The sequence below is a fragment of the Spirosoma lacussanchae genome, from assembly GCF_005870035.1.
Lineage (GTDB): Bacteria > Bacteroidota > Bacteroidia > Cytophagales > Spirosomataceae > Spirosoma > Spirosoma lacussanchae.
Genome location: NZ_SWJG01000004.1, coordinates 290,057 through 301,787, shown reverse-complemented (window position 1 = coordinate 301,787; position 11,731 = coordinate 290,057). Strand labels below are relative to the sequence as shown.

Sequence of the window (11,731 nt, the reverse complement as noted above, 5' to 3'; positions counted from 1 at the left end):
TTTTTGTGTCTTTCTGGTTACTTCAGCTCGCTGATGGCCTCGGCAACTTTGTCGGTGTTGATGATATCTACGCCTAACTTTTTCAGCAGTTTCCAGGCCGAAGGGGTATCGGGAATGGCCCAGAACCGGATGGGCTTATTATCGTTATGAGCACGTTTGATGACCCGCTTCAGCTTTTCTCGGTCGAGGTCTGACAGGTCGCTAACCCCATCCCATCGTGAGTAGGCCCGAAAATTATCGCTGATCATAGCTACCCGTTGCAGCGTTTCCTGATCGTAGACTTCGCTGGGCCGGCCGTCGAACTGAATAAGCAGGGGATAGTCGAGGTACGTGTCGAGTTTAGGGCGGTTGCCGCTGATGACAACCTGGACGGCGTAGGGATTGGCAGCCCGGTTGAAGCAGGTCAGATTCTGTTGCAGACGGGCAATCAGTTTAGGCAGCACCTCCGCGTAATTATCCTTCACATCGATCACCAGCGAAAAGGTATACGTCCGATCGGGACTTACTTTGTCTTTATACTGAGCGAAAAGTCGTGCAATAGGAGCCAGGTACAGCGAGTCGAGCGTAGGAGCGGCCGTCTGTGGCTTGTCGTGCGCCACCACCAGCTCGCCATTCTGCAACCATACATCGGCTTCAATGAAATCAGCCCGATGTTCATAGGCTGTCACAAACGGACGAGGTTGGGCATAATCATTGTGGGCGTGAATCTTTTGCGCCAACGCGGCCGAGCTGGTCAGGCCGAGCGCAAGTAGTATCCGATACAACATAGTCCGTTTTAATTTCTGACAAAGTAACGCAGGCTAATGGGGAAACCAAACTGCTATCAACCTTGTCGTTTGCCGCCAAACTCCTATTTTTGGCCACTTAACAATGAGCCAGGCATAATGACCGTGGGGCAGTAGGATGATGTAGTCGAATAAAGCCTTCGGGCCTGTTCGATACTGTTCTGACGGTTGCATACATGGCTTATTTTATATTACACAGAATGGACTTGTTAACAGGAAAAGTAGTGCTGATTACCGGTGCCTCACGTGGGATCGGACGGGCCATGGCTCAAAAATTTGCTCAGGAAGGTGCAGCCGTAGCCTTTACCTATCTATCGAGCGTTGAAAAAGGACAGGCTCTGGAAGACGAACTCCGGGTTTTTGGCGGACAGGTAAAAGGGTACCGGTCCGACGCGTCGAATTACCAGGCCGCCGACGATCTGGTTACGCAGGTGATTGCTGACTTTGGCAAACTTGATGTGCTGGTGAACAACGCGGGTATTACCAAAGACGGACTGCTAATGCGGATGTCGGAAGAACAATGGGACACCGTTATTAACGTTAACTTAAAGTCGGTCTTTAACCTCACAAAAGCTGCCACGAAGCCTATGATGAAAGCCCGCGCCGGGTCTATCATCAACCTGACATCGGTAGTAGGTATTCGGGGTAACGCGGGTCAGGCGAACTACGCAGCCTCCAAGGCGGGTATCATTGGCTTTACGAAGTCGGTCGCGTTGGAACTGGGTTCGCGGAATATTCGCTCCAACGCCATTGCTCCCGGTTTCATCGAGACAGAAATGACCGGCGAAATCAATGAAAAAGCCATTGACGAATGGAAGCAGCAGATTCCGATGAAACGAGGTGGTCAGCCCGACGAGGTAGCCGACTGTGCCGTTTTTCTGGCTTCTGATCTGTCTCGCTACATCACCGGACAGGTGTTGCAGGTAGACGGAGGTATGCTTACCTAGTAAGTGATCATGAGCGATAGGTTATGAGACATAGCCATCGCTCATGACCTGTCGCTTTTAACTTATTGCCCAAGAATGAACGTCATTTTTCAGTCGTCTCCCTGGTGGATTCTGGTTTGTCTGCTCGTGGGGGCAGTGTACGCGTTAGCCATGTATCAGCCGCTACCGCGCCTGGCCGGTAACGAAGGAACGATAGGAGGCTTCGACAAACGAATGACGTATGGGCTGGCTGCGCTGCGGTTCGTGGTGGTGAGCCTGCTTTGCTTTCTTCTGCTTAACCCGCTCATCAGAAGTCTGCGCACGCTGACCGAAAAACCAACCGTTGTGCTGGCCATCGATAATTCTGAGTCAGTAGCAGCTGCCGGTCGGCCAGCGCTCAGCCAGTCGCTCGAGAAACTACAGCAACTCCGAAACGGGCTCACCGAACGGGGGCTGGAGGTGGCTGTACGCCGACTGGGCGATACGATCAGTAATACACCGTCGGGCGAGCTGGACCTGACACAAATTGCGTTCTCACAGCGCACAACCGATCTGTCGGGCCTCCTGTCGGGCATCCGGTCTGACTACGAAGGCCGAAACCTCACCGACGTCATTCTGGTTTCTGACGGCATTTTTAACCAGGGTGTCTCCCCAACGTTTGGGCAGTACCCGTTTGCCGTACAGACGATCGGGCTCGGCGATACAACCGCCAAACGTGATATTCAGCTAAAAGGCATCGTAGCCAACCGGATCGCGTACCTGGGTAATCAGTTTCCCATTCAGGCCGAGATTGTCAGTAGCGGGTTTCAGGGGCGAAGCGGCACCGTTGTACTCCGGCAGAATGGGAAAGAACTAGCCCGGCAGTCTGTCTCGTTTAATCAGGCAGAGACCTTCAATCAGCTTACCTTCCAGACTACGGCTACGCAGAAAGGCGTGCAGCATTATGTCGTTGATGTGTTGCCCCAGCCCGGCGAATTCAGCACGCGCAACAATCGGCAGGATGTCTACATCGATGTGATCGATGGCAAAGAGAAGGTGCTGCTGCTGGCCCTGACCCCCCATCCCGACATCAAGGCCCTGCGCAGCATCCTGGAGAAAAACCAGAACTACGAACTGGATATTCGTATCCTGACGGGCTCTACGGATCCAACTCCACCGGCGGATAAAGTGTACGATCTGGTTATCCTGCACCAGATTCCCGACAACGGGGGCGTTGGCAATGCGCTTGCTCAAAAGTATCTGGCCAAAAATACACCTGTTCTGTTTGTGCTGGGAAACCAGTCGTCGCTGGGCCCCTTCAACACGTCGAACCCGGTTATGCAGATTGCCGGCGCTCCCAATCAGAATGATAAGGTGCTGGGCGTATTCAACGCTGATTTCAAGCAGTTGAACTTCGATCCAGCCCGGCTCGAACTGCTCAGTAAACTACCACCTATGCTAGCCCCGTATGGCGATTTCCGGCTGCAGCCCGGTAGTGAGGTCGTGTTGTATCAGCAGGTGGGAAGTGTCCGGACTACCAAACCACTCCTGGCGCTGAACGTTACGAGTCCACGGAAAACCGCCGTCCTGGCTGGGGAAGGCCTATGGCAGTGGCGGCTCGAAGAGTACGCTTTGACCGACAAGCAGGAGGTAGTCGATGAACTGATACAGAAGGTAATACAACTCATTTCGGTGAAAGAAGACCGGCGTAAACTGCGGGTGTACCCCATCCGAAATGAATTTATTGCGGGGGAGAAAGTCATTTTCGAAACGGAGTTGTACAATGATATTTTCGAGCGCGTGTACGACCGACCCGTGCGGCTCGAAATCAGCGACGAGAAAGGGATTACGCGGTCATTCACCTATACCCCAACGGCAGCCAACAGCCGCTTCGAGATAAGCCGCCTGCCCGATGGTGCCTACCGCTTCAGAGCCAGTGTGAATGTGAACAACCGGAACGAGCAATCATCGGGGCAGTTTGTCGTGCGCGACCTGCAACTCGAAGCCGTTAATACTACGGCCGATCACGGACTGCTTCGGCAGCTATCCCAGCAAACCGGTGGGCAGTTCTATAGTCCAGCTCGGCTCGATGAGCTGGTGAACAACCTGGTCGATCGGCCGCGCCAGGCCCGGCTAACCAGTACTGAGGAGATGAACGAGATCATCAACTGGCGCTGGCTCTTTTTCGTGATCCTCACCCTGGCCTCGATCGAGTGGGGCCTGCGGAAATTTTACGGCGGCTACTAACCGCTCGTCAATACCATTTACGTCCGGCGATGCCCGAGTCCGTACAACCTGATGTTCGGTTAATCATCTACGGTGCCCTGAGCAACGCGCATGGCGTTATAAACAAACCGAATCTCGCTGTAGGTAACGCTGTCGCCCAGACCGGTTCTCGATTCGCTGAGCGTTTGTGAAGGGTTGCTCTCCAGATACGACTGAATCAGGACCAGCCGGTCAGGTGATAGAACGGCTTCGACTGATAAGTCGCCGGTTCGGATGCATTCGGCAAGGTGGCTTTCTACCGTGGTCGTAGCCAGGTTGCGTTCGGCCGCAATCTCCTGTACAGATTTGCCCGCCTGAAACAGCAGTAGCGTCACCGTTGCCGACGGAGTTTTAACCTCTTTCGGTGGCTTGGGCTCTTTCGCTTTTTTTACGTTAGCCGGTGCTTTGCGGGGCTGCTCCGTATAGGTCTGAATGAGGGCCAGCAGATCAGCCCCAATCTGTTTCACTTTAGTTTTGCCGAAGCCTTTTATCGCCAGAAGTTCGGCGGTCGTTTTAGGACGTAGCCGGGCCAGTTCAACAATAGTTTTCTGAGGGAGAACCATATAGGCCGATGTATTGTATTCGCCAGCCAGGTCGTTGCGCCACTTCATCAGCGCGCCATATAAACCACCTTTCGGCGTATCGTCACTGCTGGCGGTCTCGATCTGTTTGCGAGCCGGTTTAAAATCCAGTTCAGCCCGGTTGCGGGCCTGCAGGTATGCCAGCGCGTCGAAGCCCGTACGAACGCTCTCGAACGATCGGAGTTTGCTGAACAGCTCTTTCTCCAGTTCGTCGAGGGCCTCCAGCAGTGCCTCGCGAACCTGCTTATTGTCGCAGTCGGTGGGGCAGCGCTGTAGCAGCGGCAGGAGGTCATCGGCCAACAGGGTCTGGAAGTAGGCCCCCGCTTTCCGAATCCGTTCCTGCAGGGCTTCGTTGGCTTCGGGGAGTGGCTCGGCCCCGAAGTAGGTCGGCAGCTGAGCCACAAACCGGCGAGACACATCCCGGGCTTTGTCGCGCAGGCTATCGGCAAGCTGGCTCAGCAGGGGGCCGACTTCGCCGTCGAGACTACCGGCATGTTCATTGGCTACCCGCCGGCAGCGATATACAAGCGAGTGCGCCTGCTCGAACGAGAAAAGTTCTTCAACCAGCCATTCCTGATTGATGCGTTTAGCCTCGTGCAGGTGCTGTTCGTTGGGCGTTTGCAGCTGTACCTGTTCGTGAAAGTCTTCGAGGGTCTGTTCAGTTTTGATACTATGCGACGGAATTGGGGTCCGCAGCACAAGTCCATCCAGGGTTTTGCAGCGGCTGAGGGCTACGTAGACCTGCCCGTGTGCAAAGGCCGAAGAGGCATCAATGATGGCTTTTTCGAAGGTTAGCCCCTGGCTTTTATGAATCGTTATGGCCCACGCCAGCCGGAGCGGATACTGGGCAAACGTACCAATTATTTCGCCTTTGATTTCTTTGGTTTCCGCATCGAGCGAATAGCGGATATTTTCCCAGGTGGCCATCCCAACTGGAATGGCTTCGCCCTCGCTCAGTACTGTAATGCCATCTTCGTCAATGTCGGTAATACGCCCGATCTTGCCGTTGTAGTACAGTTTATCCCGCGATATATCGTTCTTGATGAACATGACCTGCGCTCCTTTTTTGAGTTCTAGACTCGCTTCGGTCGGGTAGGCATGGGCCGGAAAATCGCCGGTTACGGTGGCCTCGAAACGGTATAACTTCGGTTTTAGGGCCTGAAGTTTCTGGTTATTAATGGCCAGCGCCGTATGGTTATGCGTCGACAGGGTAATGTACCCTTCGTTATCGTCGGGGTTGAAGTCGGGCACGTACCGCTGATTGAGGTCGGCAAGCTGTTCCCGGGTGATGGTCTTCTCTCGAATGCCGTTCAGCAGGCTGATAAACCGCGCATCGGACTGGCGGTAGATATGTGACAGTTCGATAGATACGTATGGAGTCTGCCGCAGGGCGTGGCTACCGAAAAAATAGCCTGTATCGTAGTGAGGCCGGAGCAGCGCCCATTCCTCATCTTTGATAACCGGAGGCAGCTGCTGCATGTCGCCGATCATCAGTAGCTGTACGCCACCAAAAGGAGCGCTGCTGCCCCGGTACCGCCGGAGAACCTCATCGATGCCATCGAGAACATCGGCCCGAACCATACTGATCTCGTCGATCACGAGCAGATCCAGCGTACGAACCAGTCTGATTTTATCCCGGTTGAAATGACGACCTTCCCGCTGCACCACGCCCGGCGCCAGTGGTCCAAAGGGGAGTTGAAAAAGCGAGTGAATGGTGACGCCACCTGCGTTAATGGCCGCCACCCCCGTTGGCGCAACAACCGCCAGCCGTTTGGCGCTCAGTTGTCTGATCTGGTGCAGAAAGGTAGTCTTGCCCGTTCCGGCTTTTCCCGTCAGAAAAACATTCCGGTTGGTATGTAGAACAAACTGGTGGGCCAGTTCAAGTTTTTCGTTAATTACGGCAGGCATACGGATAAGGCGAGCGTGAAACGGACAAAGCTAATCGTTGTACTTTTGAAAACGAAAGTCGTTTCGGAACCGTTCGACTGACAAAGCCAGTAAAAACTTGTTACATACGTACAGGCTGGAGTCGAAACGGCTTGTCCGGCCAGCGCGAGGGTGGAAATCTGTACAGACGGTCGGTTTTCCGGCACGCTTTTGCAGTGGGTAGCCGTTTCGCCTTATCCAATCAGAGTATAAACAGCCGCCTAACCTTTTATTAAGTACGATTATGAATATTGGTGATAAAGTCCGTTTACTGCGGGCTAAAGAACAGGGTGTTGTGTCGCGCTTTCTGCCTGGCGACATGATTGAAATTGAAATTGAGGACGGGTTCCGGATTCCGGTCATGCGGTCGGAGATAGTGCCCGTATCGCCCCTGGAGGCCGAGCGGTTGCTGAAAACCAATAGCTATGCTCCCCAGAAGCCAGTCGCGTCTGCGTCCTCGTCATCGGCCATACTGTCCAATCAGGGCATCTACCTGGCTTTCCTGCCGCTGAACGATCGGGAGTACACCCTGCATCTGATCAACAACACGGATTGGGAATTTGCGTATGCGCTGGGCGAAGAGTCGGCCGCCCCCGCCGGTGGCGTTCAGTTTCGGGGGGTTCACAGCGGATTGCTGAAGCCGAAGTCGCAGCAGAAAATGAACGATCTCTATACCCACGCCACCTTCGAGAACTGGCCCACTTTCGTGGTGCAGGGTTTGTGGTTTCGGTCGGGGAAGTCGTCATTACGACCTCCGCTGGTGAAGCGGTTCAAAGCCCGGGCCAGTACGTTTTTCAAAAATAAGGTTACGGTGCCTGTTTTGGGTCAGCCGGGTTTTCAGACCCAGCTCGATGCCGAGGGAGACACTGCTGCGCCGGTGCCGGCTGGAACCCGCCCTCAGCCCGCTGGTTCCGTACCTCAGCGGACTGGAAGCCAGGGGGTATCTACGCGCCCCACTACCATCCGGCCTGACGAGCTGAAAGCCGAAATGCTGAAGGCCAAAACCGATCTTGGCGCGCTGTCCGTTGAAAAGCCATCGTCGGTAGTAGATCTGCACGTCGAAGCGCTGTTGCCAAACGGGCCCGGCAACCGGACGCCCAGTGACCTGCTTACAGTACAGCTCCACCATTTTGAGAAAAACCTGGAAAATGCAATCGCCAGTGGTATGAACGACATCACATTCATCCACGGAGTCGGTAGCGGTGCCCTGAAGACCGAAATACACCGGCGGCTGGGGCAGCACCCCAACGTTCGTTTTTTTGAAGATGCCCAGAAACAGAAGTTCGGCTATGGAGCCACCAAGGTTACGATTAACTAGTTTCGTCTTTCTTTGCTGGATGAGTTTGCTCGTCGGTTGCCAGACCACCACCACCAACCGACTGAATCCGAAGGCGCCCAAAGAAGCCTACACCACTACCGAAATGGAAGTTCGTAACGAACGCTTTTTGTCTACGGTTCATGTGCCGGTCTCGATAGCGCTGAACGACGTGGAACGGCAGATCAACAGCCAGGTAAACGGCCTGATCTACGAGGACAATAGCCTGACCGACAACGCCAACGACCAGTTTATGGCGAAAGTCTGGAAACGGGGTACTATCCTCGTGTCGGCTGCCGATAGTTTATTCCACTTTACGGTTCCTCTGCGAATCTGGGTGAAGGCAGGCGTGTCGGTGCTGGGTTTTACGACCTATAAAGAGACCGAGTTCGACATCGATCTGCGGTTCAAAACCCGTTTCGATCTGGAGCGTGACTGGTCGGTTCACACCCAGACTACGGCCGATGGGTACGGCTGGGTGCGTCGGCCGACGGTTAGCGTAATCGGCGTCAACATCCCGATCACCAGCTTTGTGGGGCGGATGATCGATAAAAATCTGGGCAGCATAACCAAAGCGATCGACCAGCAGGTTCGACGGAATGTAGATTTGAAAACCCCGGTTCTTCGCGCCTGGAATACGCTGAGGGAGCCATATCTGGTGTCGGAAAAATACCGGACATACATTCAGGTAGTTCCTAAGCGGATACTGATCACACCCCTGCGGTTCGAGGAGCGGGTCATTCGGTCCACGATCGGTATTGAAGGGTTTACCCTCACCACCACCGGCGTCCGGCCCGACGTTCGACCGGCTGTGGTCCTGCCCGACCTAAACGTCGTTGCTCAGGTCAACGATGATTTTAAGATAGGCCTGCTGAGCGAAGTAAGCTACCCCGAAGCCGCCCGGATCGCTACAGAGGAATTTGTCGGAAAAACGTTTCGGTTCAGTGACGACCGCTACGCCATTACCGTAACGAGCATCGATCTATACGGGCAAAACGAAAGCCTGATCATCAAAGCTGGGCTGACCGGTACCATCACGGGCGATATCTATCTGCGGGGCCGCCCGTATTACGACGCCCAAACGCAGACGATTTCGCTCCGCGACCTCAAGTACGATCTGGATACCCGGAATATACTCCAACGGTCGGCCAGCTGGTTGCTGCAGGGTACCTTCGCGCGGACGCTCGAGAAGCAACTCACTTTTCCGGTCGGGTCGTACATTGCCGATATACAAAAGCAACTACAGCAGCAGCTCCGGAACAACCAGCTCGCTAAAGGAGTGGTTATCAACGGCCGGATCAATGAAATACGGCCCGATCAGGTCTATCTGACACCGACAGCCTTACTGGCGGTGGTCCACGCCCAGGGTCGTCTGGACGTCAAAGTAGACGGCCTGTAGGCGCGATCGCTGACAAAATGCATACCTTTGCTGTCCCCAACCAATTCAGGCCAGCTTATCGCGTCCGGGAGATCGGGCGAGGAAAGTCCGGGCAGCACAGAGCACCCTACTTCCTAACGGGAAGGCGGACGGCTGGCAACGGCCGTTCGACAGCCAGTGTCACAGAAAATATACCGCCGAAAGGTAAGGGTGAAATGGTGGAGTAAGAGCCCACCGCCCGGCGGGCGACCGACGGGGCAGGATAAACCTTAGGGGCTGAAAGACCAAATATGCGCTGGACGTGCGGCTGCTCGTCGCCAGCGGTCCGAAAGGCCAACACCAGCGCGGGTAGGTCGAACGAGGTGTCGGGTGACCGGCATCCCAGATAAATGATAAGCATCCGGCCCGTCCGGAGACAGAACCCGGCTTATCGGTCTGGGTTGATTGGGATCTTTAATGAGTTCATCGGGCTTACCCATCCGCAACAGGCATGATGGGTAAGCCCGATTGTTTATTATTTATGGCTATCGGGGAGGATAGTAGCTATAATTTCGTACCTTTGCGGCCACGTTTTACGCGGGGGGTTCGTCCTCCCATCAAAACTTACAAGCACAAATGGCTGTTAAAATTCGTTTAGCGCGTCGTGGACGCAAAAAGATGGCGATGTATGACATCGTAGTGGCTGAATCTACTTCGCCCCGCGATGGCCGGTTTATCGAGAAAATCGGTTCGTACAACCCCAACACCGACCCTTCGACGGTCGTACTGAAGTCGGAACGGGCCGTTTACTGGCTTATGGTAGGTGCTCAGCCGACAGATACCGCTCGTTCGGTATTGTCGCACGAAGGCATCATGTACAAGAAACACCTGCAGGTAGGTGTCAACAAAGGGGCCATCAGCCAGGAGCAGGCCGACGAGAAATTCTCGACCTGGAAAGAAGACAAAGAGAACCGGAAAGCCGGTGCTGCTGACACCAAGACGCAAACCAAAGAGCAGGCTCGTGCTGCTCGTCTGGAAGCTGAGCGTAAGGTGAACGAAGCCCGTGCCGAGGCTATCGCGAAGAAAAACAAAGTAGAAGAGCCAGTAGCTGAAGAAGCTCCGGCTGCCGATACGACTGAAGAAGCAACGGCTGAAGCTCCGGCTACAGAAGCGGCTGCTCCGGAAGAAACTCCCGCTGCGGAATAGTTTTTCGTAAGAAATAGTTAGTAAAGAGCCTGCTCTACACCGAGCAGGCTCTTTCTGTACATAATATGGCCGGTGAGCCGCTCAGTGGCGGTGCTGAGCTGCGTTCTATCATGACTAAAGACGATTGTTATCAGTTGGGCCACATCACCAAAACGCACGGCGTCAGTGGTGAACTGGTCCTGTATCTGGATGTCGACAACCCCGCCGAATACGCTGACCTGGAAACGGTACTGCTGGAGGTGAAGGGGGAGTTGATTCCGTATTTCATTGAATCGATTGCCATCGTGAAGGGTAGCCGCGCTATTGTGGCCTTCGAAGATGTAGACACCATCGAGCAGGCCGAACGGCTGATTAACTGCGGAGCGTACCTGCCGTTAGACGAGCTGGAGCCCATAACCGATGAAACCCGGTTTTATTTTCATGAGATCGTTGGCTATCAGGTAGTCGATGCCGAAGCGGGTGAACTGGGCATTGTGCGGGGCGTATATGCCATGAACGCCCAGGACCTGATTGCCATGGATTATCAGGGGAAAGAGGTCCTGATCCCGATCAACAGCGACATCGTTCGCACCGTAAACCGGGAGGCCCGCAAGTTGAATGTGGTGTTGCCCGCTGGTCTGCTCGATATCTACATGGAAGAGGATAAAGCCGGCGCGAAACCCGAGGCTGACGATGACGACGATACCGATGAGGATTGATATCATTACCTGCCTGCCGCGGCTGCTGGACAGTTTCTTTGCCCATTCGATCCTGCAACGGGCGCAGACAGGCGGGTATGTAGAGGTGGTGGTGCATGATCTGCGGGATTATACCGCCGACAAACACCGGCGCGTCGACGATTATGCGTTTGGTGGGGGCGCGGGCATGGTGATGCAGATTGAGCCTATTGCCCGCTGTATCCGCGCGCTACAGGCCGACCGGACGTATGACGACGTTATCTACATGACGCCTGATGGCGAACGACTCAACCAGCAGACGACCAACTCGCTGTCGCTACGCCGGAACCTGATCATTCTCTGCGGCCACTACAAGGGGGTCGACGAGCGGGTGCGTGAGCTGTTCATAACGAAAGAGATCAGCATTGGCGACTACGTGCTGAGCGGTGGCGAGCTGGCGGCCTGCGTACTCGCCGATGCCATTATCCGACTGTTGCCCGGCGTGCTCAACGATGAGACCTCGGCCCTGACCGACTCGTTTCAGGATAATCTGCTGGCTCCGCCGGTGTATACGCGTCCGGCTGAGTTCGAGGGGCATCGCGTTCCGGCAATTCTTCTGAGCGGCCACGAAGCTAAAATTGACGAGTGGCGGCATGAACAGGCACTGGAACGTACCCGAGCCCGCCGACCCGATTTACTCGAATCCTGACCTGATTCAGTGAAATTTCGGGTTGT

General features: G+C 54.7%; 9 protein-coding genes and 1 other RNA gene. 8 read left to right on the top strand and 2 right to left on the bottom strand.

Translation table 11 applies throughout. The features are described from left to right. Positions 1-17: 17 nt before the first annotated feature. Entirely contained in the window at positions 18-767 is a 750-nt protein-coding gene (locus FBR45_RS17115; RefSeq protein WP_138504498.1) for a phosphatidylinositol-specific phospholipase C/glycerophosphodiester phosphodiesterase family protein, read from the bottom strand. A 218-nt stretch (positions 768-985) separates the two neighbouring features. Here FBR45_RS17115 and fabG point away from each other — a divergent pair, with 218 nt between their 5' ends. Continuing rightward, the gene (gene fabG / locus FBR45_RS17110; RefSeq protein ID WP_138504496.1) at positions 986-1,732 is read left to right on the top strand and encodes a 3-oxoacyl-[acyl-carrier-protein] reductase; all 747 of its coding nucleotides are present in this window, start codon (positions 986-988) and stop codon (positions 1,730-1,732) included. Positions 1,733-1,807: 75 nt separating this feature from the next. Further along, entirely contained in the window at positions 1,808-3,937 is a 2,130-nt protein-coding gene (locus tag FBR45_RS17105; RefSeq protein ID WP_138504494.1) for a VWA domain-containing protein, read from the top strand. Positions 3,938-3,996: 59 nt separating this feature from the next. On the opposite strand, the gene FBR45_RS17100 is transcribed toward FBR45_RS17105, so the two are convergent. Beyond that, positions 3,997-6,444 (bottom strand): helix-turn-helix domain-containing protein, encoded by a 2,448-nt coding sequence (locus FBR45_RS17100; protein ID WP_138504492.1) that lies wholly within the window; start codon positions 6,442-6,444, stop codon positions 3,997-3,999. Between the two features lie 262 nt (positions 6,445-6,706). Between FBR45_RS17100 and FBR45_RS17095 the strand changes: the two genes are divergently transcribed. From FBR45_RS17095 to trmD, 6 genes are all read left to right on the top strand, one after another. Next, positions 6,707-7,780, top strand: coding sequence for a Smr/MutS family protein (locus FBR45_RS17095; RefSeq protein WP_138504490.1), 1,074 nt, complete (start codon positions 6,707-6,709; stop codon positions 7,778-7,780). Between the two features lie 19 nt (positions 7,781-7,799). Continuing rightward, positions 7,800-9,176, top strand: a complete 1,377-nt coding sequence (locus FBR45_RS17090) for a DUF4403 family protein (protein ID WP_246082280.1) — start codon at positions 7,800-7,802, stop codon at positions 9,174-9,176. 42 nt (positions 9,177-9,218) lie between these two features. Next, positions 9,219-9,601, top strand: an RNA gene (rnpB, locus tag FBR45_RS17085) — RNase P RNA component class A. A gap of 169 nt (positions 9,602-9,770) precedes the next feature. After that, positions 9,771-10,340 carry a 30S ribosomal protein S16 gene (locus tag FBR45_RS17080; protein ID WP_138504486.1) on the top strand — a complete coding sequence of 190 codons (570 nt, stop codon included), beginning with the start codon at positions 9,771-9,773 and terminating at the stop codon, positions 10,338-10,340. A gap of 110 nt (positions 10,341-10,450) precedes the next feature. Continuing rightward, entirely contained in the window at positions 10,451-11,038 is a 588-nt protein-coding gene (rimM, locus tag FBR45_RS17075) for a ribosome maturation factor RimM (protein WP_138504484.1), read from the top strand. Then, a complete protein-coding gene (gene trmD, locus FBR45_RS17070) occupies positions 11,028-11,705 on the top strand; it encodes a tRNA (guanosine(37)-N1)-methyltransferase TrmD (protein WP_138504482.1) in 678 nt (225 codons plus the stop codon). The genes rimM and trmD overlap by 11 nt, the downstream gene beginning before the upstream one ends. The last annotated feature ends 26 nt before the right edge of the window (positions 11,706-11,731 follow it).

Excerpts from the sequence above, each read along its gene's own strand:
- FBR45_RS17115 (WP_138504498.1), bottom strand. The coding sequence starts at position 767 with ATGTTGTATCGGATACTACTTGCGCTCGGCCTGACCAGCTCGGCCGCG.
- FBR45_RS17090 (WP_246082280.1), top strand. The coding sequence starts at position 7,800 with ATGAGTTTGCTCGTCGGTTGCCAGACCACCACCACCAACCGACTGAAT.
- fabG (WP_138504496.1), top strand. The coding sequence starts at position 986 with ATGGACTTGTTAACAGGAAAAGTAGTGCTGATTACCGGTGCCTCACGT.
- rimM (WP_138504484.1), top strand. The coding sequence starts at position 10,451 with ATGACTAAAGACGATTGTTATCAGTTGGGCCACATCACCAAAACGCAC.
- FBR45_RS17100 (WP_138504492.1), bottom strand. The coding sequence starts at position 6,444 with ATGCCTGCCGTAATTAACGAAAAACTTGAACTGGCCCACCAGTTTGTT.
- FBR45_RS17095 (WP_138504490.1), top strand. The coding sequence starts at position 6,707 with ATGAATATTGGTGATAAAGTCCGTTTACTGCGGGCTAAAGAACAGGGT.
- trmD (WP_138504482.1), top strand. The coding sequence starts at position 11,028 with ATGAGGATTGATATCATTACCTGCCTGCCGCGGCTGCTGGACAGTTTC.
- FBR45_RS17080 (WP_138504486.1), top strand. The coding sequence starts at position 9,771 with ATGGCTGTTAAAATTCGTTTAGCGCGTCGTGGACGCAAAAAGATGGCG.
- FBR45_RS17105 (WP_138504494.1), top strand. The coding sequence starts at position 1,808 with ATGAACGTCATTTTTCAGTCGTCTCCCTGGTGGATTCTGGTTTGTCTG.